This window comes from Enterobacter hormaechei subsp. xiangfangensis, assembly GCF_001729785.1.
Lineage (GTDB): Bacteria > Pseudomonadota > Gammaproteobacteria > Enterobacterales > Enterobacteriaceae > Enterobacter > Enterobacter hormaechei_C.
Genome location: NZ_CP017183.1, coordinates 1,518,528 through 1,543,267, shown reverse-complemented (window position 1 = coordinate 1,543,267; position 24,740 = coordinate 1,518,528). Strand labels below are relative to the sequence as shown.

Below are 24,740 nucleotides of genomic sequence, written 5' to 3'. Positions count from 1 at the left end.
AACTCATGACCATGCCAACCTCACAATGTCCGTGGCGGATGCAGGTTCATCACATCCATCAGGAGACGCCGGATGTGTGGACGCTGTCGCTGCTGTGCCATGACTACTACCCGTACCGCCCAGGTCAGTATGCGCTGGTTAGCGTGCGTAATTCGGCGAATACCCTGCGCGCCTACACCCTCTCCTCCACGCCGGGCGTGAGCGAATACATTACGCTCACCGTCCGTCGTATTGATGACGGCGCAGGATCCGAGTGGCTGACCCGGGACGTGAAGCGCGGGGATTACATCTGGCTGTCTGACGCGCAGGGCGAGTTTACCTGTGACGACAAGACTGAAGATAAATTCCTGCTGCTGGCGGCAGGCTGTGGCGTGACGCCGATTATGTCGATGCGTCGCTGGCTGGCGAAATACCGTCCTCAGGCCGACGTGCAGGTGATTTTCAGCGTGCGTTCCCCGGAAGATGTGATTTTTGCCGAAGAATGGCGCAACTACCCGGTGACGCTGGTGGCTGAGCACAACGCGACGCACGGTTTTGTCGCGGGGCGCCTGAGCCGCGAGCTGCTGCAAAGCGTGCCGGATATTGCGAACCGTACCGTGATGACCTGCGGCCCGGCGCCTTATATGGAGATCGTGGAGAAAGAAGTGAAAGCGCTCGGCGTGACCCGCTTCTTCAAAGAGCAGTTCTTCACGCCTGTAGCGGCAGCGGCGACCAGCGGGATGAAGTTCACGAAGCTGCAACCGGCGCAGACTTTCTTTGGCCGCGTGGGCACCACGCTGCTTGAAGCGCTGGAAAGCAACAACGTGCCGGTAGCGGCGGCCTGTCGCGCCGGGGTGTGCGGTTGCTGTAAGACCAAAGTGATTTCCGGTGAGTACACGGTCACCAGCACCATGACGCTGACCGAAGCGGAAATTGCCGAGGGCTATGTGCTGGCATGTTCGTGCCATCCGCAGGGCGATCTTGTGCTCGCATAATCTGTCGTGGTTCACCTGTAGGCCCGGTAAGCGTCAGCGCCACCGGGCTTTTTGCCGGGTGGCACTACGTTTACCCGGCCTATGTTGTGCCTACTGCCTGTACGGCAGCCCGTTATTTGTTTGACTTTGCCAGGCGCGTCGCGCAGAAAAACCACCTGTACTTAAAGAGGACTGAGCAGGCAATACAGCGACTTTCTTCTAAGCTTGTAAGCGATATCACATAAAGGAGAAGGACCACCATGAAACAAACCGTGGCTGCATACATAGCGAAAACCCTGGAGCAGGCTGGCGTAAAGCGTATCTGGGGCGTCACCGGCGATTCGCTGAACGGACTCAGCGACAGCCTCAACAAGATGAAGACCATTGAATGGATGCCCACCCGCCATGAAGAGGTCGCCGCCTTTGCCGCCGGTGCCGAAGCGCAGCTCACGGGCGAACTCGCCGTCTGTGCAGGTTCCTGCGGACCGGGAAACCTGCACCTTATCAACGGTCTTTTCGACTGTCACCGCAACCATGTTCCGGTGCTGGCGATTGCCGCACATATTCCGTCATCCGAAATCGGCAGCGGCTATTTTCAGGAGACGCATCCGCAGGAGCTGTTCCGTGAATGCAGCCACTATTGCGAGCTGGTCTCATCACCGGAGCAGATCCCACAGGTGCTGGCGATAGCCATGCGTAAGGCGATCCTGAATCGCGGGGTTTCGGTGGTTGTGCTGCCGGGGGACGTGGCGCTGAAGGCCGCACCTGAAACCGCCACCACCCACTGGTACTCTGCGCCACAGCCAACCATTACCCCTGCCGAAGAAGAGCTGAAAAAGCTGGCGCAACTGCTGCGATACTCCAGCAATATCGCCCTGATGTGCGGCAGCGGCTGCGCCGGTGCGCATAAAGAGCTGGTGGAATTTGCCGGCAAGCTCAAGGCGCCAGTGGTGCATGCCCTGCGCGGGAAAGAGCACGTTGAATACGATAACCCGTACGATGTCGGCATGACCGGGCTGATCGGTTTTTCCAGCGGCTTCCACACCATGATGAACGCCGACACGCTGATCCTGCTCGGCACTCAGTTCCCGTACCGCGCGTTCTACCCGACGGATGCCAAAATTATCCAGATCGACATTAATCCCGGCAGCATCGGTGCGCACAGCAAGGTGGATATGGCGCTTATCGGCGATATCAAATCCACCCTCGCCGCCCTGCTGCCGCTACTGGAAGAAAAAACGGACCGCAAATTCCTCGATAAAGCCCTGAGCGACTATCGCGATGCGCGTAAGGGGCTGGACGATCTCGCCAAACCGAGCGAAAAAGCGATCCACCCGCAGTATCTGGCGCAGCAGATCAGCCACTTCGCCGACGACGATGCCATCTTCACCTGCGACGTGGGAACGCCCACCGTCTGGGCAGCACGCTACCTGAAAATGAACGGCAAACGACGCCTGCTTGGGTCGTTCAACCATGGCTCAATGGCCAACGCCATGCCGCAGGCGCTGGGCGCAAAGGCGACGGCACCGGAACGTCAGGTGGTGGCGATGTGTGGCGACGGCGGGTTCAGTATGCTGATGGGGGATTTCCTGTCGGTGGCGCAGATGAAGCTTCCGCTGAAAATCGTGGTCTTTAACAACAGCGTGCTGGGCTTCGTGGCGATGGAGATGAAGGCCGGAGGCTACCTCACGGACGGCACCGAGCTGCACGACACCAACTTCGCCCGCATCGCCGAAGCCTGCGGTATCACCGGTATTCGGGTGGAGAAAGCCTCAGAGGTGGACGACGCCCTGCAACGCGCCTTCGCCATCGACGGCCCGGTGCTGGTGGATGTGGTGGTCGCCAAAGAAGAGCTGGCGATCCCGCCTCAAATCAAGCTGGAACAGGCCAAAGGATTTAGCCTCTACATGCTGCGCGCCATCATCAGCGGGCGCGGTGACGAGGTGATCGAACTGGCAAAAACCAACTGGCTCAGGTAAAACATCTGGCATCGCCTTTTTAAATATAAGGACATGCCATGATTGATTTACGCAGTGATACCGTTACCCGCCCGAGCCGCGCCATGCTCGAAGAGATGATGGCCGCCCCGGTCGGGGACGACGTCTACGGCGATGACCCGACGGTCAACGAACTCCAGCGCTATGCGGCCGAGCTGAGCGGTAAAGAGGCTGCTCTGTTCCTGCCCACCGGCACGCAGGCTAACCTGGTGGCGCTGCTGAGCCACTGCGAGCGCGGCGAAGAGTATATCGTTGGCCAGGGGGCGCATAACTACCTGTACGAAGCCGGCGGCGCGGCGGTGCTCGGCAGCATCCAGCCGCAGCCGATCGATGCTGCGCCGGACGGTACGCTGCCGCTGGACAAAGTCGCGGCGAAAATCAAAGCTGACGATATTCACTTCGCCCGCACTAAACTGCTGAGCCTCGAAAACACCCATAACGGTAAAGTCCTGCCGCGTGAATACCTGAAAGCGGCATGGGATTTTACCCGCGAGCGCAAGCTCGGCCTCCACGTTGACGGCGCACGTATCTTCAACGCCGTGGTGGAGTACGGCTGCGAGCTGAAAGAGATCACCCAATATTGCGACTCGTTCACCATTTGCCTCTCTAAAGGGCTGGGCACGCCGGTAGGTTCCCTGCTGGTTGGCAGCGCAGACTACATCAGACGCGCCAACCGGTGGCGCAAAATGACCGGCGGCGGGATGCGTCAGGCGGGTATTCTGGCGGCTGCCGGACTGTACGCCCTGAAAAATAACGTGTCACGCCTGAAAGACGATCACGATAATGCGGCGTGGATGGCAGCGCAGCTGCGTGAAATCGGCGCTGAAGTCATGCGACACGACACCAACATGCTGTTTGTCCGCGTCGGCGATGAGCATGCTGCCGCGCTGGGCGACTTTATGAAAGCCCGAGGCGTGCTGATCAACGCCTCCCCGGTCGTGCGACTGGTGATGCATCTTGACGTTAACCGCGAGCAGTTGACCGAGGTGGTGAAACACTGGCAGGCGTTTTTACAGCGTTAAGGAGCATACCGTGCCGCAACGTATTCTGGTGCTCGGCGCCAGCGGGTATATCGGTCAGCATCTGACCACTGCGTTAAGCCAGCAGGGGCACCAGGTGCTGGCAGCGGCACGCAACACGGAACGCCTGCAAAAGCTACATTTGCCTGGCGTGACGTGTCACAACGTTGACCTTAACTGGCCGAAAGCGCTTCCTGCGCTGCTGGAAGGGGTCGATACGCTTTACTACCTTGTCCACAGCATGGGCGAAGGCGGCGATTTTATCGCCCACGAGCGTCAGGTGGCGATGAACGTTCGTGATGCGCTGCGGCAAACGCCGGTGAAGCAGGTGATTTTTTTAAGCTCACTCCAGGCGCCTGAGAACGAGCAGTCAGATCATCTGCGCGCCCGACAGCTGACGGCAGAAACGCTGCGAAGCGCCCGTATCCCCGTCACCGAACTCCGGGCAGGGATCATCGTCGGCGCGGGTTCCGCCGCGTTCGAAGTGATGCGCGATATGGTCTACAACCTGCCTGTGCTGACGCCGCCGCGCTGGGTACGCTCGCGCACCACGCCCATTGCGCTGGAGAATTTACTCCACTATCTGGTGGCATTGCTGGATCACCCGGCGGAGCAGCATCGCGTGCTGGAGGCGGCAGGCCCGGAAGTGCTGAGCTATCAGGCGCAGTTCGAACATTTTATGCGGGTGAGCGGCCGCCGCCGCTGGCTGATCCCCATCCCCTTCCCGACCCGCTGGATATCAGTGTGGTTTTTGAATGTGATCACCTCCGTGCCGCCGACGACCGCCAAAGCGCTGATCCAGGGGCTGAAGCACGATCTGCTGGCGGACGATCGCGCGCTGCGCGCCTTAATCCCTCAGGAATTGATCCGCTTTGACGACGCGGTACGTAATACGCTGAAAGAAGAAGAGAAGCTGGTGAACTCCAGCGACTGGGGCTACGACGCGCAGGCGTTTGCCCGCTGGCGGCCCGAGTACGGCTATTATCCGAAACAGGCGGGCTGTACGGTCAAAACCACGGCCAGCCTTGCAGCGCTGTGGGAAGTTGTGAACCAGATTGGCGGCAAAGAGCGCTATTTCTTCGGCAATATTCTGTGGCAAACGCGCGGCGCGCTGGATCTGCTGGTCGGTCACCGGCTGGCAAAAGGCCGCCCTGCCCATCCCTGGCTGAAGGTGGGCGATACCGTCGACAGCTGGAAGGTGATTATCGTTGAGCCGGAAAAACAGCTGGCGCTGCTGTTTGGCATGAAGGCGCCAGGGCTGGGGCGGCTCTGCTTCACCCTGAAGGACAAGGGCGACCATCGTGAACTGGACGTTCGGGCATGGTGGCATCCGCACGGAATGCCGGGTCTGTTTTACTGGTTGCTGATGATCCCGGCACACCTGTTTATCTTCCGCGGAATGGCGAAACGGATTGCGCTACTGGCAGAAGAAAAGCGGGAAAATAACTAAATAAAACTCTTAATCTTTCACCTTTCCCATTGCAACACATCGTAATTCACGAAAGAATGCGCACGAAATTCTTTTCAACACAGTGGATTGTTATGAAGGTACTGGTTACCGGGGCGACCAGCGGCTTAGGCCGAAATGCGGTCGAGTTTCTGCGCAACAAAGGCATCAGCGTGAGGGCCACCGGTCGCAATGAGGCGATGGGTAAGCTCCTGCAAAAAATGGGCGCTGAATTTGTCCATGCCGATCTGACGGAGCTGGTCTCCTCTCAGGCCAAGGTGATGCTCGCCGGTATCGATACGCTGTGGCACTGCTCCAGTTTTACCTCCCCGTGGGGTACCCAGGAAGCCTTTGATCTCGCCAACGTGCGCGCCACGCGCCGTCTGGGTGAATGGGCCGTCGCCTGGGGCGTGCGTAACTTTATTCATATTTCCTCTCCGTCGCTCTATTTCGACTATCACCACCATCGTGATATTCAGGAAGATTTCCGCCCGGCGCGCTTTGCCTGTGAGTTTGCCCGCAGTAAAGCGGCGGGCGAAGAGGTGATCGACCTGCTGGCCCAGTCAAACCCGCACACCCGCTTTACCGTGCTGCGTCCGCAGAGCCTGTTTGGGCCGCACGACAAAGTCTTTATCCCGCGACTGGCCCAGATGATGCATCACTACGGCAGCGTGCTGTTACCGCGCGGTGGCGATGCGCTGGTGGACATGACCTATTACGAAAATGCCGTTCACGCCATGTGGCTGGCGAGCCAGCCGGAATGCGATAAGCTGGTGTCGGGGCGCGCGTATAACATCACTAACGGCGAACCCTGTACCCTGCGCAGCATTGTGCAAAGGCTAATTGACGAATTAAAAATCGACTGCCGGATCCGTTCCGTTCCCTACCCAATGCTGGACATGATTGCCCGCAGCATGGAACGTTTTGGCAGCAAATCGGCGAAAGAGCCTGCGCTGACGCATTACGGTGTGTCGAAGCTCAACTTTGATTTTACGCTGGATATTTCTCGGGCGGAGAACGAGCTGGGATATAAACCGATTGTCTCGCTGGATGAAGGGATAGTGCGTACGGCGGCGTGGTTACGGGATCACGGGAAGTTGCACCGGTAAGCGTTCCAGCCTCATGTAGGCCGGGTAAGCGCAGCGCCACCCGGCAAAAAACAGAGAGTGCGGACTGATGCCCTCACCCCGGCCCTCTCCCACAGGGAGAGGGTGCAGACACTAAAACGGCAACCCTGGGGGTTGCCGTTTGCTTTTACAGAGCCGTCCAGGCTTCAGCCCATGCCAGACCTGCGCCTGGTTCATAGTACGTTGAAGAGTTGTTACACCAGCCGCTGTACGGGAACGGTTTGCACTGGAACAGTTTACCGTGGTTGTTCACGATATCACCGGCGTTGTACTTGCTGTTCGCGCTCCATGCCGGGTAAGACGTATCTTCTCCGGATGGCGTTGCCGCTTTCGCTTTCACGTTCAGCAGGTAAGACGTGGTGCTGCTCAGCTCGCCATCGCTGACGGTCAGGCTCACTTCATACTGCTGCGCCGTCGCAGACTCTGGCGCTGTGAAGGTCACAACCGCTTTGTCCTGACCGGTAACAGTCTGACCATCCTGGGAACGCCAGGTATACGTCAGTTTGTTGCCATCAGGATCGGTGGAGCCTTCCGCACTCAGAGAAACCTGCGCACCTGCTTCCACTGCACCGATCGGACCGGCAATCTGCGCAACCGGCGCGTGGTTCACCACAACAGGTTCGACCGGGGTTTCATCCGGCGTTGGTGTTGGCGCTGGCGTTTCATCGCCAGATGGCGTCGGTGTTGGCGTGACCGGGGTTTCGTCCGGGGTAACGGAAGAACCATCATCGTTAACGATTTTCACGTTAAAGAACTTCTGCACGCACTTGCTGTAGTCACCTTCTTTAAAGGCGCTGAACGGAGTCTGGTAGCCCACCAGCTGGCAAGAGTAGGTCTTGCCGTCCGGGGTATCCGCGCTCCATCCCCAGTCCTGTTCCCAGTAAATCTTCAGGGCGCCTGCGCCACCTTCGTCGAACTGCTTCATGTTGGCGCAACCCAACACTTCGTTCGCCGGAACAGGCACTTTCAGGTAGTTTGCAAACTCTTTGTAGTATTTGATACGGTTCTGAGACTGCGCAATTTCAGTCGGGCCGCCGCACTCAACGCCGCCGTTGATGATCTGGGTGGTCACACCAAAGCCCGGAACCAGACCGTTGGCTTTATCGTGGTCGTTCGGCTGCCATGTACCGTCGATCACCTGCAACATGCTTGGTTTTGGCGGCTGCGGATAGGCGAAGAAGAAGATCGCACTCGCCAGGTTCAGCCAGGTGTCCGCCACCAGCTCAGGTTTGTCGAGCAGCGTACGCACGTCGCCGTACATCGCTTCAGAGAATGGACCGTAGTTGTAGTTGTAAGACAACTGTTTCGCACCGCGTCCGAAATAGCTCAGGAAATCGCCGTCTTTATCTTTACCGCAAGGCCAGGTCTGTCCTTGCCAGACGTCCGGGTTACATTCGCCGTTATAACCGCCCTTCTGCCCTTCGCTCCAGCCCATTTCACGTACGTGGACCAGCGCCTGACGCCATTCGGCTTCCGGACGCCAGCTTTCGTGGCCGCCAGTTTCCTGGGCAAAGTGGGCAAACATGGTGGCCAGCTCTTTGCGACAGATGGCGTCGCTGTCACGACCGTCATTATAGGTTTTACACAGCGCCGGGAATTTACCCACGGCTTTCAGGAAGTTGCTGTAGGTATAGGCCTGGGCGCGCAGCGGGAAGAGATATTCCCAGTCGCTGGCTTTCACAATCCCTTCAACGCGTTTAACGTTGTCCGGGTTCGCCGCCCGGCCTGGCTCAATCAGTTCGACCTGCGCGTTATCCAGCGTCTGGATGGTCTCTTTAACCGAAGCCATCAGCGGGAAGTCCGTCAGTTCCTTCTCTTTCTTCGCCAGATCGCTGGCTTTGATGGTGTACGGCTCACTGCTGGTCTCCTTCAGATTCGCAGCCTGGGCCATGAATGGCGCCACGCAGGCTCCCGCAATGAGTACACTCAGTAACGTCCTTTTGTTCATTTCAGTTTTCCTGTTCGTTTCAAATTAAATGTTAATATCCCGGCTTAGGTATTACTCCGTTAATACATAAACCACATTCAGCTGTTTTCACTTTTCGAAGAACACCTTCAGGAATTCTTCAAAAATAAAAAACGTTAATAACGTGCTGCTAATTTCAGTTGCTGATATTTGGCCCAGACCTTATGGGCATATTTCATCCTCTGCGGATAATTTTCTTTTTTCAGTCCGGCGTTATACGCGCCAACGGCTTCCCAGTTGTAGCCATACACCCTGATCATCCCGGAAAGGATAGAAGCCCCGACCATGATCGAAGTACACGGCTCCGTGATTAATCGATATTCGTCGATGCCTCTGCTTTCAAGCGCGGTAAAATGCGAACTGTTGATTTGCATCAGCCCGACATCCCGCGTGCCATCGCGGTTTTGCCCAACCGCATACGGATTCATTCCGGATTCCACATTCGCTATCGCGTACAGTAAATAAGGATCGACATGATAATAATGCGCCGCTTTATCCCAACAATTTGCCAGTGCGCTTTGGCTTATTATCAATAACAACAAAATTAACTTTTTCATTTTTACCTGCTGACAGTTTCGGTTATTTCTCCTTACCAACATCCTGTAAAATGAATTTTGAATCACTCCCCCTCTAAAGGGGGAGTGATTAATGGGTTAGATTATTTGCAATCTGTTGATGCGCCTTCTTTTACCCATACGTCGCTGTTGGCTGGGTTATCACCACGGGTCCACCATTTCGCACGGTAAACGTTACCTTCATAGGTGGTAGTGTCGCCGCCGTTGTAGACCAGGTCAGAACGCCAGTTCATCTTCACGTTGCTCACCAGCTCCCATGCATCCACACCGAAGCCAGGCTGATTGCCCTGAGTCCAGTACTTCGCTTTCCACACCAGATGGTCGAAGCTTACGGTATCGCCACCGTTGTAGATTTTGCTGGATTCCCACGCCGCGTATTTGCTGGCGTTAGCATCCACAGGTGCATCGCAGCTTCCTTTGTCAGACGGAGGAGTCACATCATCAGCCGGAGGGGTAACGTCATCCGCCGGGTTAGTGTCTTCGTCAGCAGGTACCGGTGCAGGCGCCGCTTTCGGATTCACGGTAACCTGGACGTTAGACTGCACGCTGGTCTTACCGTCGCTCACTACCACGCTCAGGGTGTAGGTAGACGTCGAGCTCACTTCCGGCGCCGTGATATTCACGTTCGCGGAGTCAGTTCCGGTGGCGTGCATATCTGCTGGTACGCTCCAGGCGTAGGTCAGCGCATCACCGTCTGGGTCCGCAGCCTGGGCATGCAGCGCATAGGTTTCACCAGATTCAAGCGTGATCGCTTCCATTGGGTTTAAAACCGGTGCCTGGTTAGCTTTCGGCGCCTTGTTCACCACCTGGACATCAATCGCGTTGCTCAGGCCTTTTGCATCGGTCACCGTCAGGCGGAACGTCATGGTCTGGTCGGTGGTCGCTGCCGCAACATTGAAGGTCGCTTTCGCTTTGGTGCTGTTGTTGATGGTGACAGACGGACCAGAGACCTGAGTCCATTTGTAGGTAATCGCATCGCCATCAGGATCGCTGGAAGCAGAGCCATCGAGCGTGACGGTTGCCGGGCCAGACACGTTCTGATCGGCAGAGGACGCGATTGGCGCGTGGTTGGTGACCACCGGATCAACCGGAGTCGAGTCGCCGCCCAGCAGGCTTTCGTTCATCGCATTCAGAATGTCGCCGGTATCAGAGTCGATAGACCACGCGAACAGACCGCCCAGTTTATTGGCCAGAACATACTTGCCTTTCGCCGTGGTTGAACGCGCATCTTCATACGAGATCAGGTCGCCGGTGGATTTGTTGAAGACGTAAGGGGCTTCAGCGGTCGTGTCGTAGCCGTATTCCCAGCCCGGTTTGCCTTTGTATTCGTTCACGATCTGACGATAGTCAACCACGCCCGGTTCCCAGGTGCCTTTCACCATGCCGGTTGCCGTACCGGTGAATGGATTGTCACCGGTGTAGCCATGCACGCCGGTCCAGCCGCGGCCATACATGCCCGCGCCCACCACGATCTTGCCTGGCTGTACACCCTGCGCAAGCAGCGCGTTAACGCCGTTTTCAGTGGTGTAATCAGTGTCCGGACGCCATGCTGGCGCACGCAGCGCAGCCTGGTGGCCGAGAACGGTGTTGCTCCAGCCGCCATAGAAGTCGTAGCTCATCAGGAAGATGTGGTCGAGATACTGCTGAGCCGTGGTGTAATCCACGTCTTCGATCTTATCGCGGCCTGCACCGATGGCGCTGGTCAGTTCATAGGTACGGCCCGTCTGTGCAGACAGCTCGTTCAGCATGGTGCGCAGGTCGTGCATCAGTGCGGTATAGGTCGCTTTATCCTGCTGCGGGTTACCCAGGTTTTCGGTTACACCGCCACCTCCCGGGAATTCCCAGTCGATATCCACGCCGTCAAAGAATTTCCACGTCTGGAGGAAATCTTTCACAGAAGAGACAAAGCGTGCTCGGATAGCCGGGTCGCCCATGTGGAAGAACGGATCGGAAAGCGTCCAGCCGCCGATAGATGGCAGCACTTTCAGGCCTGGATGCGCTTTTTTCAGCGCCATCAGCTGGCCAAAGTTACCTTTGTACGGATCATCCCAGTTGGAGACGCCAGCCTGTGGTTTTTGCAGCGCAGCCCATGGGTCGTGGATCGCCACGGTAAAGTCAGGACGGCCCTTACAGTCGTTCTGAAGCACGCGGAAGCTGTTACCACCTTCAATGGTTTTCAGGCCGTCGTTGATGCCGTCACCGCCACAGATTGGAATGAAGCCGTACAGAATGTGGTTGAGGTTTGCCGCAGGGATCTTATCAACCGGGAAGTTACGGTCGTAAACGCCCCATTCCGGGAAGTAGGCCGCAACCACTTTATCGGTATGCTTCGCGAACGCTTTGTTGTTCTCCTGGAGAGACGTATTCAGCGGCAGCAGGTGGCTACCGTCGGTGTCAGCCACAATAATCAGCTTACTGGCGCTTTTCGCACAGCCGCTGGCATTACAGACTTCAACCTGTTCCTGATAACGCCCGCCTTTTTTCACTTTAAACGTTGCAGAGCCCGTCGCACCGGCTGCGCCGGTCCATACGGTCTGTCCGTCCAGCAGAACTTTCGCAGAAGTTGGCGCATCACCACTCCAGACGTTCCACTCAACTTTTACATCCACGCCATCGTTATGCACTTTGACAAGATTGTTATAATCCTGTGCAGCCTGATCCACTTCCACCAGGGCAAATTTGTCATTGCCATAGCCGATCGTCGGTGCACCTGGCGCTGCTGCAAATGCGGAGCTGGTTGCCGCCGCAATAAAGAGCGCCAGATATTTTGGCTTCATAAATTTCATTTTTATTTCCTGATAAATTTATTTATAACGTAGTAACCCATGTCTTCCGTGAGATCATGGATGCGTTTCGCGTAATGCGTATTTAACCAACGTGAGTGCCGTGAACAAAAAATTGTTGCTGCGTTGTATTCCTCCATTAAAAGATACAAGCCAAATCCCGTGTAGCTTATATCTCTTACGATACACTGAGCGTAAAGGATCGTCCTTTCCTTCCTCCATCAAAAAGATTTATAAAAAATCTTGACCTGTATATTTAAAATGTGAAAGCAATTTGCTGACTAATAAAAACCCCTATTCCAGCAAAGGCGAGATAAGGACCAAAAGAAATAGTGAGGTTATTTTTATTTAAATTATTTACGGCGAAATAACCGACAATACCGCTTAACGCTGCCGCCAGTTCAATAGAGGGCAACGCCTGCCAGCCGCACCAGGCGCCCAGCGCCGCCAGTAGCTTAAAATCCCCGTAACCCAGACCTTCTCGTCCCGTGATCAGACGAAAAGCCCAGTAGAGCAGCCAGAGCGACAGATAGCCCGCCACCGCGCCGAACAGCGCATCGCGTAGCGGCAACGTGTGGTCAAACACATGAAGCAAGAGACCTGCCCACAGCAGCGGCTGGGTCAGGCAGTCCGGAAGCAGCTGGTGCTGCCAGTCGATCATGGCCAGCGGCAGTAAAAAAGCCGCCAGTAACCACAAAGAGAACAGCGCCTGAACGTCTGGCATGCACCAGGCCGTGATGCCAAAAAACAAGGCGGAGATCAGTTCGACCAGAAAGAGTCGCAGCGGGATCGCGCTGCCGCACTGGTGGCAGCGCCCCCGTAATAAAAGCCAGCTGAGCAGCGGGATGTTTTCCCACGCGGCGAGGGCGTGCTGGCACACCGAACAGTGCGAGGCCGGAATGAGCAGATTACCGCTCCCCTCCTCATCCATCACCATCCCCGGTACGCGTTCGGCGACAACGCCAAGAAAACTGCCCACAATGCCGCCCAGGATCGCACTCATTATCGGGAACCCTACCGGAAAGGCATCCCGCATCAGCGCGAAGGTATTCATGCGTTTTTTGCCCAGGTGAGTTGCACCTGCGCTTTCACATCGCTGAGGTGGTCAACCGGCGTGAGGTTTATTTTTTGCAATCTCACACCGGTGGTCTGATTAATTTCACGCAGCCAGCTTTTTAATTCATACACATTAACCCGATTCACCACGAACGATAAAGTTTGCCCCTCCTGGCGCACATCCGTCAGCGAAAGGTTAATTTCATGGGCGCTATTCTCGACCACCGTACGCGGATTATCCGTTTTGACTAACTGGATCTGAAGATGATTTTTATCAATTTCACTGCGCATCCAGTTAAGCGTCTCTTTTTGTCTTTTAAGTGTCGATTTACTATTTTTAATCATATTATCCAAGGGGATCACTCCTGTGTAATACACCGCTGCCCCCACAATGGCAACGGCACATATTTTTAAAATGATTTTTTCCCGGGCGCTGTAATTCTGATAGCGCGCTTTCAGCTGTGCGATTCGCTCTTTCATTTATGTTTCCCTGCGATCATGGCGGTATACGGTTCGGTTGTTGAAACAGGCTGTAAGGTAAAATCAAAATTCTCACTGGTCTGGTTAACAAACGCCTGCAACGCGGGCTGGTTTTGCGCGCTGACGCTCAGCGTCAGGGTGTTTTGCTGCGCATCGTATTCCAGCAGATCGATCTCCATCGCAGGGACTGACTGCCGGGCTTTCTCCAGCTCCTCAAGCTGAAGAAAGAACCCCTTGCTCTGTTTTTTCAGGCTTTGGCCAAAGTGATATTTGATATTGGTCTGCTGCCGCATGCTGGGGAAATGGTGCTGATAAACCTGGACGATCTCCTGCTGCACCCGATTTTCCTGCTGCACCAGCATCCAGGCCATCGCAATGCGTGGCCCCAGCAGCAGACCAACAGACAGCACGCCCGCCGCCACCATCGCGGCTTTCATCCTTTTCGCTGCCCGCCCATGACCGGCCTTAAGGCTGAATTCACCGTGAAGCAGGTTAACGCGACAGGTTTGCCACTGCGGCTGGATCAGCGCCAGCGGATGCTGCCAGGCATGCTGCACGTCAATGTGCACCTTCGCAGGCGCATCGCCGTAACACCACACTTCCCCGCCCCCGGCTTTCTGCATTAACAGCGGCAGCAGGGTTGCCTCCATTTCACCCGCCACATGGGGCGATAAACGCAGCCAGTAGCCATCATCCTGCGCGACCAGCGTGCTGCCCCCTGCCGTCACGGGCAGGAGCCAGGCATCAGGCAGGGCCTGAATCACGTTTAATCCGGCCTCCTGACAGCGGATTAATGTTGCGCGCAGGCGGTCGGCGTCAATGGCCACGGCGTCGACGTCGGCGCCTTTTTTGTGGAGTACCGTCCAGTGGAGGTTGTCCACGTCGCCAATCAGCGTCTCTTCTGCCATCCACGAGAAGGCCATTCCCTGAGAAGCCACCTTTTTCGGTAGCCTAAAATGGCGGAAAATCATGTCGCTGGCGGGTAACAGGAGACAAACGCGCGTAGCCAGGGGGTGTTCGGCCAGCATCTCCAGGCTGTCGACCACCTCGACGCGCTCGCTGCCGGACTCACACCACATTATTTTCCCGCCCTCGCGGCTGTCGGGACGAACAAAAAGTACCTGTTTCATAACGTTCTACTTTTCTTATTCAATCATTCGGTAACGACGCTGCCACGTCACGATCTCACCGGCTTCGTTATTCACCTGAAGCTGGCTGACCACGCGAAGCGTTAATTCATCGGTATTGCCGGTGTAATTCACGCGGAAGTACCGGCTGTTTATAGAAAATTGATCCACCACCTGCGGGAGATCGTCTTTTAACTGCGGGAAGGCCTGCTCCAGCGCTTTGCTGAACGCTTCCATATTTTCCCAGCCCGATTCCGGACGCGAATCCAGCAGGCGAACGGCGTCATCCCGCGTGAGTTTTCCCGGGAACATGGCCGCCAGCACGGCGGCCTGTTCCGGTTGCAGGGTGTTCACGTCCACCTTGCTGGCGGCGTCCGGCAGCGCGCATAACAGCTTGCTCACCTTTGGATATGCCGTAACAGGGAACGCCGGCAGCAGTTTGATTTCCGCGATGCTGCGCATCATCTGATTTGCCGGTTGCCGCGCGGGCACGACGCCAGCCCACGCATCGCTTTCGGCCCCCTCCTTCGCCGTGGTGCTGTCACCATCGAGATAATCCACCAGCTGGAAATAGACCGCCTCCGCCGTGCCCCGACTGAGCCCACTTTCCGTCAGAAGTTGTTCTACAATCCGCGCTTTACGCGGTGTTTCCGCCACCGCGGGAGCGCTTTGCCCCTGGGGTGCGATGTCGGCGGTCAACAGGTTATTGACGTTAAAGCAGTCCTGCGCATCTTCCACCTGGCTCACGACCGTGTAATCTTCACCCTGCGTCTCCAGCGGCTGATGCCAGTCGCCGTCCAGCGCCAGCGGCTTGCTCTCGCCGCTGGCGTCGGTCTGTAACCGGTCCTTAACCACTTTTTCCTGGGCCTGCATCGCCCAGCGCAGCTGCTGCTGGCTTACCTGATAATGCGTTTTCTGCAAATTACGGCAGAACTGCTGGCTGATTTTGGCGGCCAGCGCCGACATCATCACCAGCAAAATCAGCACCACCAGCAGGGCGACGCCCTGTTGTTGACGGATCCGCTTCATGGTCTGGTCTCCGGCGAAGGGGCAGGCGCAGGGGCTGCATCCGGGGGCGTCCCAGGTGCGTCGGCGGCTTTCTCTGGCGCCGCGGCAGCGGCCACCTCCGGCATATCACCCGGCGTGGTGAATACCCAGCGCCAGGTATCCCCGTTTTCCATCGTCAACGTAACCTCCACGCCGTCCGGCAGATGGGCGGCGTCGCTCCAACTTTTCAGCCAGCCCTGACGATAAAACCGCCACTGCAATGATTTAACGCCGCTGACAATCGGCACTTCGTCAGGCTTAACATCCGCCGGGCCGTCAATGACCGGCCAGACGTCGCGATACAAACGCCCCTCTTCCAGCCGCCAGCGCACGCGCTCCAGCTGGACCGTTCCGCTCACGCCATTCAGGGTGGTCAGTTCAAGGGCATCGCCCGCCTGACGAAACAGCTCCGGCTCATTACGCGGGGCGCGCGCCTGAAGCTGGAAAAAATCACGCTCCATCAGACTCCAGGCGCGCTGAAGCTGGTTGAGCTTTGCGGCGCTGGCATCCGTCGCCGAGCTGGTACGCATCGCGCCGTCCAGAATTTGCCAGGCCAGGGTGCTGATCACCGCGAAGATAGTCAGCGCAATCATGATCTCCAGCAGGGTAAATCCGCGCTGGCGTCGCATTTTCTTCACTTGCTCTCTCCCGGCGGAATGATATGCAGGGAAATAACCGGCTGGCTCTCATCGCCTTCCGCATACACGCGTATTGTATTCGCCCAGACGTTGTCGGCCGTTTTCACCCGCTGCTTACGCCAGTTCCAGCTGCGCCCGCCCATGATTTCCGTCCCCTGCTGTTCAGCATCCGGGAAGTCGGTTTTCGTGAGCTGTGCTTCCGCCAGCTGGTTTTCCGCCACCCAAGTGGCCTGCAAGGTATCGGCCAGGCCATGGGTAAAACGCACGTTCAGGGAGACCGAGTTCATCAGCGCCAGCGCGGCGGTGGAGAAAATCACCAAAGCGACCATCACCTCCAGCAGCGTCATCCCCTTTTGCTTTTTGTTGCCGTTATCCGGGATCTCCTCGGTTAACGCCATCAGATCGATATCCGCGTCCATGTCGTCCACCAGCTGCTGCGACACGCCGCTGCTCTGCTGCCAGATTTTGGCCAGCATCTCATCAAACGCTTCCGGCGCCAGGGTGATCGGGACGAACGCGCGTCCAAGCACCCGGCGCACCTCCAGCAGTGCTAACGCCGGGGTGTCCTCACGGATATAGACGTCATTGTTGTAAAGCAGAACGCCGTTATCTTTTGCGTAGTTGCTGCTACACAGGGATTTACTCAGTTCGTCCACGTTATCCCTCCGCCTTACTCTTTAAACGGATTGCGTGCCGCGGAGGTTTTCACCGGTGCGACGTGAGGGCTTGCTGAAGGAAACGCGGGCAGGACGGCATTGTCGCTCGGCTCAACAATACCGAGCTTTTTCTCTTCCACGCGCTGCATCTGGCGCACCCGGATCTGGTCATATTTCTCTTTCGAGGCTGCGCTGTAGTTGTCGTCGTCACGCAGGACGGTGGTATGAATAAACACCATCAGGTTGCGTTTAGAGGTATCCTGCGAGGTGTAGCGGAACAGCTGCCCGACCAGCGGGATATCGCCGAGCAGCGGCACTTTGGAGACGGACTGTTTGGTCACATTTTCCATCAGGCCGCCGAGCACCACCGTCTGGCCACTGTGAACCATCACTTCGTTATTGATCGTGCGCGTGTTGAAGGTTGGGCCGAGGCTCGAATCTTCCGTCGCGCTGTTGTCAACGCTGGACACTTCCTGCTCAATCTTCAGGTGGATCATGTCGCCATCGTTGATTTGCGGCACAATCTTCAGCTTGGTACCGACGGTTTTACGCTCAACGGAGTTAAACACGTTGTCGCCGCTGGTGGTTTGCGAACCGGAAAGCACCGGCACATCCTGACCGACGTTGAATGACGCTTCTTTGTTATCCAGCGTGACCACGCTTGGCGTGGAGAGGATGTCGTTTTTGCCGTTGGTGGAGAGCGCGGTCATCAGCGCACCGAAATCACCGTTAAAGAAGCCGGTCGCAAGGCCCGTGAAGCTCGCCCCTTTCATGGTGCCATTTTTAATCTGGCTGATTGGCAGGCCGGTAGCGCCAAACTGCACGCCGCCGTGCTTGCTGGTCCACTGCACCCCAAGATCCAGGCCGTTGCCGTCCTGCACTTCGGCAATGATCGCTTCCACCAGCACCTGCGGACGGCGAATATCCAGCTTGTCGATCACCTTCTCCAGGGAGTTCATCACATTAGGCTGCGCAGTGATCACCAGGGAGTTGGTTGACTCGTCGGCGGTGATATTCAGATCGGTTGAGGCGCTCGCGGTTTTCGCTTTGGCCGCGCCCGGCTTGTCTTTCAGCTGCTCGCCAATCCCGGTCAGCACCGGCACCACTTTGGTGGCGCTGGCATATTTGAGGTAGAAGACGCGGGTGTTCCCCTCGTTATTCTGCTCGCGATCCAGCTGATGGATAAGGGAACGGGTACGCGCGCGCGCATCTTCCGAACCGCTGATCACCAGGCTGTTGGTTTCGTCATCCGCCACCACCTTGGTCGCCAGCTGCGGCGCGTTCTGCCCTTTCTGCTCTTCGTTGTTGAGGTTGTTCAACATATCCGAAAGTTCTTTGGCAGAGGCAAAGCGCAGCGGGAGGATTTCGCGGCGCTGAATACCGTCTTTATCGACGCGCTGCACCAGATCCACCAGGCGGTTCACCACCGAGGCTTTACCGGTTAACAGCAGGACGTTGGACGGCTCAAAGTGCACCACGTTCCCGATGCCAGTGGCATCGTTGAGCTGACGCAGCAGCGGGGCCAGCTCGCGAACGGGTACGTTTTCCATGCGCACCACGCGGGTGATGATCTCATCACCTTTGCCCGGGTTCTTGCTGTCTGCCAGCGGCGCACCGGCGGTACGCGCCACGCTTGAGCGCACCACTTTGACCATGCCGTTGTCCAACGGGATCACCGACAGGCCGTAGAGATCCAGCACGCTCAGAAAGAATTGGTAGTACTCATCTTCCGTCAGCACGTTGTAGGTTCGGACCGAGACGGTGCCCTGGACGGACGGGTCGACCAGAATGGTTTTGTTGAGATTGCGGCCTACCGTATCGATAAACTCGCGAATATCAGTATTTTTAAAACTCGCGCTAAAGTTAGCTGCAAGCAGCGAACTGGAATATAACGACAATGCGGTCAGCGCCACGCACGCCCAGGGAAATTTTTTCATGTCTGCACACTTGTTAATTGTTTAGAACATTAACCCGAATATTTACAAGGTGAGCGTGACGCCGCACGACGACATCCGCTTCTTTCATTTTCGACCAGTTGGCAATAATGCTTTTCGCTTTTGCTTCATCGGTCATATCGACAGAGTTAACCTGAACCGCCACATCGCCTTTTTCCAGACCTGACTGACTGTAAAAGGCGGAGGCATTCCTTGGATTTATCCTGTAGCCTTCCAGTCGGCCTTTTTCAATGATGGGTTTTAACACCAGATAATCATCAAGATGCAAACTTTCTGCGCCAGCATCTTTCGTCGATTTTGTAACCGGGCCGCTATCCACGCCCCCCTTAAAATAGTCCGGTTTATTTAACGCCAGTACCTGCGTAGCACCTTCATAATTAACCACCACATTATCTTTGTTTATTTCCTGAATAAATGCGTCGTTAAATCCGGCGAGAGGTTCACCCTCACGGTAGCTTCGCTGACCGCCTGGGGTTTTGATAACAGCAAAGGAGAGCCAGGCGTCATCACTGCGCACAATGCCCTCTATCTCCGCTGCCAGCGGGGCTTTTGCCGCATCCGCTAAGTTCTCCTGACGGACGGCAGCCGTAAAAAGCGTGAAGGGTTTATCTTCGCGCGTTTTTTTTCAGCGGCTGTAGATCAGCTTTAGCCAACTTATTCGTAACTTTTTTATAATCTTTTAAGGTGAGATACCCTTGCTGGCCGCTAAAAATGAGCAGCGCAAACATAATACAAGGCGTTATCCACCGTGACAGAAATGAGAACCTCATTTTTTATCCGGCCTATAGCAAAGCAAAAATAAGCAGCGTCATACTGCGCCAATATGGAGGAAAATAGTAATAAGCTGTTGCAAATACGACCACTGACTTCGCCACCAACTTTCATACAGAAAAATATTGACCGTATAAAATCCAGATGTTAGGCGCGGCCAGCTGGATATTTTTACCCTGTCTGCAAATTGACCGCTCAGGGGCATTACCTTACTTTCTGCTGCTGTTGCTATTCCTAATCAGAGACGGTCAGTCGTTATGTATCAGAGCCACTTTAATTTTAAAAATCCGCCATTCAGGACAATCACCCGTTTATCCGGTGATTTTCTGGTGCCTTATCATCAGGACGTGTTCAACCTGCTGAAAGAGAAAACCCAGCTGGCGGGTATTATCGGGCTTTTTTGCGACGACGCTCCGCTTCTGAGCCACTTCATCGACGCGCTGAAAGCCAGCAGCAATACCGTTATTGCCATCAACGCGTTTCCCAAACTGAGTGCCAGTAGCCTGCTGTACAAACTCTACCCGGGAACGAAAGCGATTAAAGATCGCATGCAGGCGGTGGATGCCGTCCTGCGCCAGTGGCAGGAGGGGAAAGCAAAATCCAGAGTGCTGACGATCGCCCATTCCGAAGCCATGAAGGAGAGCTGCCGTGAAGTCCTGGGAACGCTGCTCACGCGCGCCCAGGAGCTGAACTTCCGGCTCGCCGTGGTGCTGACGGGTGCTGCGGAGCAGGAACGCCTGCTAAAGCAACCTGAACTGCGCGAATATACGCACACACATCATGTCCTGCGCCCCCTCACCTGCTGCGAATACCTGAGCTATGTGCAGGCGCAGTGCGAAGAACACGACTGTGAACATTCGCCGTTGCCGCCTGCCCGCGTGCGCAAAATGCACACGCTGACCAAAGGCAACATCAGCAAACTGAACGCTCTGGCACACCTGTCAATGCTCGCCGCCTGGACGGAACGCGCGGCGCAGGTCAGCCCACGCCATTTACGTCTGGCGGCGGGAGAGATCCTGCCCGCCAAAAAACACGGTAAGCGCCTGGCAACCGTGGGGCTGTTTGCGTCCGTGCTGTTTGCCGCCTGCGGCTGGTATTTTACCTCGTCGATCGGCGCGCGCCTGCCGATCCAGCTGCCGGTGCCCGTCAGCTGGAAACAGCAGACGCCAAAACCTGAGGCAGCCGTAGTGCCGGTTATCGACAACGAAATAGTTAATCAGCCGGATGCGATGCATCAGCTTTATCTCATGTGGGGGTATGACGCCTCGGCCGACGATGCGCTGTGCCAGAACGCCGCTAAAGTGAACCTGATGTGTAAACAGGGGAACGCGTCCCCGCAGACGCTGGCGCAGGAAGGGTATCCGTGGGTCAGTGAGCTGAAAACCAGCGGTCACCTTAACTATGCAGTGGTCGCCAGGGTCGGAGATACATCAATTGACTTGTTAATGAATAACCGGACCTGGCAGGTAAGCCGCAGCTGGTTTAACCGGCATGCGACCGGCAACTTCACCCAGTTGCACCGCCTGACACCGGAAGGAAAAGACGCGATCGGCACGGCCAGCGACAGCAAAGACATGGTCTGGCTCGATCAGCAGTTAAGCATCGCGTTGAGCCAGCCCGAAACGCATGCCCGGATCTGGACCGCAGAAATGATGAAACGCACCCGCGAGTTCCAGCAAAAAATGCATCTGCACGTGGATGGCATCCCCGGTGAAGAAACGCTGATGCAGCTGATGCGCGTGAACAACAGCACGCCGGGCGTACTGATTCAGGCAACCCGCACCACCCCGGACGCAAAAATGCAGGAGAAGAAAGCCTAATGTCGACCATCTGCCTTGCGGCTCAGCGCAGCTATACAACCGGGGAAGCGGTCTGGTTTTCGTACCGCCTCCCCAGCCTGAAAAACGTATTCGGCAAAACAGCGTTATGGCTGGTCGGGCTTTGCGCCATGCTGGTTGTCGGCCTGTATATGCACGTCTACTGGAACCTGCGCCACCCGGCACCTGAACCGGTCAACGCCAGCGTTGCCAAACCGGAAACGCAGCTTTCGGAAATGCATTACGTGTACGTGAGTAAACCGTTCCCGCATCCGCAGCCTAAAGTTGCGCCAGTGCATGTTGATGTTCCACCGATGCAGGATCTGCCGATCAGCAGTGATGATGCCGACTGGCAGCAGGCGCCCGAGGGCGCGGTGCCGCACGATACCTCGCGGGATACCTTACCCGGAACCGAGGCGCATGAGCACGATATCGCCCCCGCCAGCACGAGCAGTGAAGAGTCATCATTAACGGAATTATTTAAGCAGGCATTAAAAGAGCAGGAGCAGGATTATTCTCAAGGAAAAATTCCCGCGCCGCCGGTTGACGAAACGCAGGATAATTCACAAGCGAGTGTAAAAAACAGTGGAAATAGCCGTTCTCCTTTGAGTGAGAAAGGAGAACGGCGGGAGTAGGTGTTAATATTTTTCAGGCAGTGCGGTGAGGTTAAGCAATCGACCTTTTTCCACCACAATATATTGACCTTTTTTCAGATCGGAGAGGATTTTGATAATAGTACTACGTGCGAGGTTAGTGTATTCCTGAATGTAATCATAAACGTTAATATCACGTTGCTGATGAACAGTCAGATCGTTAATCTCATATAAAAATTCACGAACAACAGAATACGCACTGCGGGCAACCAGAACATCATCACGTTTGCTCATCACGCATATGTACCAGGAAAGGACTTTGGTCAGGTCAGGCCACAGATTTTTTTCGGTCATCAGCTGGGCGAAGACCTCTTTCTTGATCGAGCGAACGACCGTATTCGTCCGGACAAGGCCGTACATATGGGTGGCGTTGTAATACATTGACGATAGGCCGAAAAGGCATTGTCCGGTGACAGTAAACATGCACAGTTCGTCAGATTCACGTCGAAATTCGACTTCGCCGCTGACGATGACATGAATGTAACCGGAATCAGTAGTGGAAATTTTCTGCCATTTCTTTAACGTTTTTTCTTCAACGCCTGCGGTTGCAGAAATAATTCTTTCCATTTCATATTGTGGACGTAATTTTTTTCCATAGATGCTTAACATTGTTATACCCGATTTAAGATGTGATTTTTTAAAATAAGATGGCCGCGGCATTTACGCCGAACCATAAATTTTTACCTGATGAAAATCTCAAGAATAAAAATAAAAGAGTAAAGTTTTTGATTAATTCGCTACATTACTTAGCGCGCTATGTGTCCATCTTAAATCGGGATAATTTTAAGTCAATTAACTAAAAATGAAATGAGTTTGTACTTAGGATTAATCTGATAGAAACTTAAGAAAATATACTCACTCGGGGGTAATCCGAAGGTTTACCCCTGCCCGTATTTCTCTAAAAGTGCTTCGGCAATCGCCATGGTTTCCACATCCGCTACGCCATTCCATAACTGCGGGCGGAAATGCATCTGGAAAACCATGATGATGCGTTTTTGCTGTGCGGGCGTGCTGTTTTCTGGCACCTCGTAACCGTAGCGCGCCAGCAGATCGAGCAGCGCTGCGGTATCAACCTGCTGATAATGCGGTCGGCCGTTGATATAAAAATTCACCCGCGCCGGATCGGGCCAGGCCCCGATACCCTGCTGCGCCAGCTCGCGCCACGGAAACATCGGGCCAGGATCGTCTTTGCGCTGCGGGGCGATATCCGAGTGTGCCACCACGTTCTGCGGTTTTATGTCGTAGCGGGCGATGATATCTCTGGCAAGCGGGATCAGCGCCGCAATTTGCCCCGGTTCGAAGGGGGTAAAGGTTTTCACGCCATCGGTTTGCCGCCAGCCGCGGTTTTCCAGCTCAATGCCGACGGAGGTATCATTTATGCGGTTGGTGCCACGCCAGAAGCTGATGCCCGCATGCCAGGCCAGCTCGCTCTCCGGGACCAGCTGCCAGATACGCGGTTTGCCCTGTGGAGCTGGGGGCTTTGCGGGAATGAGATAGTGAGAGCTGACGTTTTTATCGGTCAGGGTCGCAAGCGAGGTGTCGAAATCGTCGGCGGTGTAGTGAATAACCAGCACCTTTATACGCGGGTAGGCCGCCTGCGCCTGATGGCGCGTATCCAGATCGTACGCGCCTTTATCAACGATGCCCTCTTCCGAGGCGCATCCTGCCAGCAATATCGCCAGCAGGAGGGTTGAGAGCGAACGCTTCATCGACGGGTTTTCACCGCCGTACCGCTTACGCTCACCATCAGCATGCTGGCATCTTTCCCGACCGTTTCGTAGTCGATATCAATACCTACCACCGCATCCGCGCCCAGCGCTTTGGCCTGCTCGCCCAGCTCCTTAAACGCAATGTCACGCGCTTTACGCAGCTCTTTCTCGTACGCGCCGGAGCGACCCCCGACGATATCCCGAATGCCGGCAAAGAAGTCCCGGAATATGTTCGCGCCCAGAATCGCCTCACCGGTGACCACGCCGCAGTACTCGGTAATCGGTTGACCTTCCAGGGTTGGCGTTGTTGAAAACTGCATACTTTCTCTCCTTCTTTAGCGTTCAATGCGTTAGCAACTGCATTATCGGTTCGTTACGCTATGATTGAAAGGATAGTTAATAAATAAGGAAATCAACATGCGCTACTCTGCTTTAACGCTTTTAGTGCCATGCGCGCTGGTGCTCAGCGCCTGCACAACGCCGGTCACGCCAGCCTTTAAGGATATCGGAACCCGCAGCGGCCCTTGTATTGAGGGTGGCCCGGACGCCGTGGCGCAACAATTTTATGATTACCGTATTCAGCATCGCGGTAATGACCTGACCGCCCTGCGCCCGTACCTGAGCGATAATCTGGCGAAACTGCTCACCGACGCTTCGCGCGATCCGCAGCATAACGCCCTGCTGTCATCCGATCCGTTCTCAAGCCGCGCCACGCTGCCGGACAGCGCCGACGTCGCCAGCGCATCCACCATTCCAAATACCGACGCACGCAATATTCCCCTGCGCGTGAAGCTAACCCAGGGGACGCAAACCTGGCAGGATGAGGTGCTGATGATCCGTGAAGGCCAGTGCTGGGCAGTAGATGATGTACGCTACATTGGCGGCAGCGTTCATGCCCCGGCAGGCACCCTTCGCCAGTCGATTGAGAACCGCTAACGCATCCGTTAAATAAACGTTAACCCCG

The 24,740-nt window shown here is 55.8% G+C and carries 21 protein-coding genes and 2 pseudogenes; 8 read left to right on the top strand and 15 right to left on the bottom strand.

Annotation, left to right across the window (positions count from 1 at the left end; all coding sequences use genetic code 11):
• Positions 1-5: 5 nt before the first annotated feature.
• From hcr to BFV63_RS07260, 5 genes are all read left to right on the top strand, one after another.
• A complete protein-coding gene (hcr, locus tag BFV63_RS07280; RefSeq protein WP_023315734.1) occupies positions 6-974 on the top strand; it encodes an NADH oxidoreductase in 969 nt (322 codons plus the stop codon).
• Between the two features lie 239 nt (positions 975-1,213).
• Positions 1,214-2,932, top strand: coding sequence for a ubiquinone-dependent pyruvate dehydrogenase (poxB, locus tag BFV63_RS07275; protein WP_017693711.1), 1,719 nt, complete (start codon positions 1,214-1,216; stop codon positions 2,930-2,932).
• A 38-nt stretch (positions 2,933-2,970) separates the two neighbouring features.
• Entirely contained in the window at positions 2,971-3,972 is a 1,002-nt protein-coding gene (gene ltaE / locus BFV63_RS07270; RefSeq protein ID WP_048241082.1) for a low-specificity L-threonine aldolase, read from the top strand.
• A 10-nt stretch (positions 3,973-3,982) separates the two neighbouring features.
• Positions 3,983-5,419: an SDR family oxidoreductase gene (locus tag BFV63_RS07265; protein ID WP_045332338.1), complete on the top strand. Its 1,437-nt coding sequence runs from the start codon at positions 3,983-3,985 to the stop codon at positions 5,417-5,419.
• Between the two features lie 92 nt (positions 5,420-5,511).
• Positions 5,512-6,525 (top strand): 3-beta-hydroxysteroid dehydrogenase, encoded by a 1,014-nt coding sequence (locus BFV63_RS07260; protein WP_017384852.1) that lies wholly within the window; start codon positions 5,512-5,514, stop codon positions 6,523-6,525.
• A gap of 145 nt (positions 6,526-6,670) precedes the next feature.
• Here BFV63_RS07260 and BFV63_RS07255 read toward each other — a convergent pair whose 3' ends face one another.
• The 12 genes and pseudogenes from BFV63_RS07255 to gspC all read right to left on the bottom strand — a co-directional run bounded on the left by BFV63_RS07255 (position 6,671) and on the right by gspC (position 19,554).
• Positions 6,671-8,491, bottom strand: coding sequence for a chitinase (locus BFV63_RS07255; RefSeq protein ID WP_048241084.1), 1,821 nt, complete (start codon positions 8,489-8,491; stop codon positions 6,671-6,673).
• 134 nt (positions 8,492-8,625) lie between these two features.
• Positions 8,626-9,066: a type III secretion system invasion protein IagB gene (gene iagB / locus BFV63_RS07250; protein ID WP_022650708.1), complete on the bottom strand. Its 441-nt coding sequence runs from the start codon at positions 9,064-9,066 to the stop codon at positions 8,626-8,628.
• Between the two features lie 101 nt (positions 9,067-9,167).
• Positions 9,168-11,870 carry a glycosyl hydrolase family 18 protein gene (locus BFV63_RS07245; RefSeq protein WP_023324390.1) on the bottom strand — a complete coding sequence of 901 codons (2,703 nt, stop codon included), beginning with the start codon at positions 11,868-11,870 and terminating at the stop codon, positions 9,168-9,170.
• Positions 11,871-12,123: 253 nt separating this feature from the next.
• On the bottom strand, positions 12,124-12,921 hold the full coding sequence (locus BFV63_RS07240) for a prepilin peptidase (RefSeq protein ID WP_023315730.1): 798 nt from the start codon (positions 12,919-12,921) through the stop codon (positions 12,124-12,126).
• A complete protein-coding gene (gene gspM, locus BFV63_RS07235) occupies positions 12,918-13,403 on the bottom strand; it encodes a type II secretion system protein M (RefSeq protein ID WP_022650705.1) in 486 nt (161 codons plus the stop codon). Before gspM ends, BFV63_RS07240 begins: the two co-directional genes overlap by 4 nt.
• Positions 13,400-14,533 (bottom strand): type II secretion system protein GspL, encoded by a 1,134-nt coding sequence (gspL, locus tag BFV63_RS07230; RefSeq protein ID WP_048241087.1) that lies wholly within the window; start codon positions 14,531-14,533, stop codon positions 13,400-13,402. Before gspL ends, gspM begins: the two co-directional genes overlap by 4 nt.
• A gap of 15 nt (positions 14,534-14,548) precedes the next feature.
• Positions 14,549-15,559 carry a type II secretion system minor pseudopilin GspK gene (gene gspK, locus BFV63_RS07225; RefSeq protein ID WP_048241088.1) on the bottom strand — a complete coding sequence of 337 codons (1,011 nt, stop codon included), beginning with the start codon at positions 15,557-15,559 and terminating at the stop codon, positions 14,549-14,551.
• The gene (gene gspJ, locus BFV63_RS07220; RefSeq protein WP_045895452.1) at positions 15,556-16,215 is read right to left on the bottom strand and encodes a type II secretion system minor pseudopilin GspJ; all 660 of its coding nucleotides are present in this window, start codon (positions 16,213-16,215) and stop codon (positions 15,556-15,558) included. Before gspJ ends, gspK begins: the two co-directional genes overlap by 4 nt.
• Positions 16,212-16,595 (bottom strand): type II secretion system minor pseudopilin GspI, encoded by a 384-nt coding sequence (gspI, locus tag BFV63_RS07215; RefSeq protein WP_306768587.1) that lies wholly within the window; start codon positions 16,593-16,595, stop codon positions 16,212-16,214. The genes gspJ and gspI overlap by 4 nt, the downstream gene beginning before the upstream one ends.
• Positions 16,584-16,871, bottom strand: a pseudogene (locus BFV63_RS23500) (type II secretion system protein GspE); the annotation flags it as partial. The gene gspI and the pseudogene BFV63_RS23500, both read right to left, overlap by 12 nt.
• Positions 16,872-16,885: 14 nt before the next feature.
• Complete coding sequence (gspD, locus tag BFV63_RS07210; protein ID WP_048241090.1) at positions 16,886-18,808, bottom strand: type II secretion system secretin GspD; 1,923 nt, start codon at positions 18,806-18,808, stop codon at positions 16,886-16,888.
• A gap of 13 nt (positions 18,809-18,821) precedes the next feature.
• A pseudogene (gene gspC / locus BFV63_RS07205) lies at positions 18,822-19,554 on the bottom strand (type II secretion system protein GspC).
• 300 nt (positions 19,555-19,854) lie between these two features.
• Here gspC and BFV63_RS07200 point away from each other — a divergent pair.
• On the top strand, positions 19,855-21,417 hold the full coding sequence (locus tag BFV63_RS07200) for an ExeA family protein (RefSeq protein WP_048241092.1): 1,563 nt from the start codon (positions 19,855-19,857) through the stop codon (positions 21,415-21,417).
• Positions 21,417-22,049: a type II secretion system protein GspB, cryptic system variant gene (locus tag BFV63_RS07195; RefSeq protein WP_022650696.1), complete on the top strand. Its 633-nt coding sequence runs from the start codon at positions 21,417-21,419 to the stop codon at positions 22,047-22,049. The genes BFV63_RS07200 and BFV63_RS07195 overlap by 1 nt, the downstream gene beginning before the upstream one ends.
• A gap of 3 nt (positions 22,050-22,052) precedes the next feature.
• Here the strand turns inward: BFV63_RS07195 and BFV63_RS07190 are convergent, their stop codons facing one another.
• The 3 genes from BFV63_RS07190 to BFV63_RS07180 all read right to left on the bottom strand — a co-directional run bounded on the left by BFV63_RS07190 (position 22,053) and on the right by BFV63_RS07180 (position 24,096).
• On the bottom strand, positions 22,053-22,676 hold the full coding sequence (locus BFV63_RS07190; protein ID WP_022650695.1) for a helix-turn-helix domain-containing protein: 624 nt from the start codon (positions 22,674-22,676) through the stop codon (positions 22,053-22,055).
• A gap of 269 nt (positions 22,677-22,945) precedes the next feature.
• Positions 22,946-23,776 (bottom strand): N-acetylmuramoyl-L-alanine amidase, encoded by an 831-nt coding sequence (locus BFV63_RS07185; protein WP_045617792.1) that lies wholly within the window; start codon positions 23,774-23,776, stop codon positions 22,946-22,948.
• Positions 23,773-24,096, bottom strand: a complete 324-nt coding sequence (locus tag BFV63_RS07180; protein ID WP_003858361.1) for a heavy metal-binding domain-containing protein — start codon at positions 24,094-24,096, stop codon at positions 23,773-23,775. The genes BFV63_RS07185 and BFV63_RS07180 overlap by 4 nt, the downstream gene beginning before the upstream one ends.
• A 97-nt stretch (positions 24,097-24,193) precedes the next feature.
• Between BFV63_RS07180 and BFV63_RS07175 the strand changes: the two genes are divergently transcribed.
• A complete protein-coding gene (locus BFV63_RS07175; protein WP_023315717.1) occupies positions 24,194-24,712 on the top strand; it encodes a lipoprotein in 519 nt (172 codons plus the stop codon).
• The last annotated feature ends 28 nt before the right edge of the window (positions 24,713-24,740 follow it).

Excerpts from the sequence above, each read along its gene's own strand:
- gspK (WP_048241088.1), bottom strand. The coding sequence starts at position 15,559 with ATGAAGCGGATCCGTCAACAACAGGGCGTCGCCCTGCTGGTGGTGCTG.
- BFV63_RS07195 (WP_022650696.1), top strand. The coding sequence starts at position 21,417 with ATGTCGACCATCTGCCTTGCGGCTCAGCGCAGCTATACAACCGGGGAA.
- iagB (WP_022650708.1), bottom strand. The coding sequence starts at position 9,066 with ATGAAAAAGTTAATTTTGTTGTTATTGATAATAAGCCAAAGCGCACTG.
- BFV63_RS07190 (WP_022650695.1), bottom strand. The coding sequence starts at position 22,676 with ATGTTAAGCATCTATGGAAAAAAATTACGTCCACAATATGAAATGGAA.
- gspM (WP_022650705.1), bottom strand. The coding sequence starts at position 13,403 with ATGAAAGAGCGAATCGCACAGCTGAAAGCGCGCTATCAGAATTACAGC.
- gspD (WP_048241090.1), bottom strand. The coding sequence starts at position 18,808 with ATGAAAAAATTTCCCTGGGCGTGCGTGGCGCTGACCGCATTGTCGTTA.
- hcr (WP_023315734.1), top strand. The coding sequence starts at position 6 with ATGACCATGCCAACCTCACAATGTCCGTGGCGGATGCAGGTTCATCAC.
- BFV63_RS07200 (WP_048241092.1), top strand. The coding sequence starts at position 19,855 with ATGTATCAGAGCCACTTTAATTTTAAAAATCCGCCATTCAGGACAATC.
- BFV63_RS07185 (WP_045617792.1), bottom strand. The coding sequence starts at position 23,776 with ATGAAGCGTTCGCTCTCAACCCTCCTGCTGGCGATATTGCTGGCAGGA.
- BFV63_RS07175 (WP_023315717.1), top strand. The coding sequence starts at position 24,194 with ATGCGCTACTCTGCTTTAACGCTTTTAGTGCCATGCGCGCTGGTGCTC.
- poxB (WP_017693711.1), top strand. The coding sequence starts at position 1,214 with ATGAAACAAACCGTGGCTGCATACATAGCGAAAACCCTGGAGCAGGCT.
- ltaE (WP_048241082.1), top strand. The coding sequence starts at position 2,971 with ATGATTGATTTACGCAGTGATACCGTTACCCGCCCGAGCCGCGCCATG.
- gspL (WP_048241087.1), bottom strand. The coding sequence starts at position 14,533 with ATGAAACAGGTACTTTTTGTTCGTCCCGACAGCCGCGAGGGCGGGAAA.
- BFV63_RS07260 (WP_017384852.1), top strand. The coding sequence starts at position 5,512 with ATGAAGGTACTGGTTACCGGGGCGACCAGCGGCTTAGGCCGAAATGCG.
- BFV63_RS07180 (WP_003858361.1), bottom strand. The coding sequence starts at position 24,096 with ATGCAGTTTTCAACAACGCCAACCCTGGAAGGTCAACCGATTACCGAG.
- BFV63_RS07240 (WP_023315730.1), bottom strand. The coding sequence starts at position 12,921 with ATGAATACCTTCGCGCTGATGCGGGATGCCTTTCCGGTAGGGTTCCCG.
- BFV63_RS07255 (WP_048241084.1), bottom strand. The coding sequence starts at position 8,491 with ATGAACAAAAGGACGTTACTGAGTGTACTCATTGCGGGAGCCTGCGTG.
- BFV63_RS07245 (WP_023324390.1), bottom strand. The coding sequence starts at position 11,870 with ATGAAATTTATGAAGCCAAAATATCTGGCGCTCTTTATTGCGGCGGCA.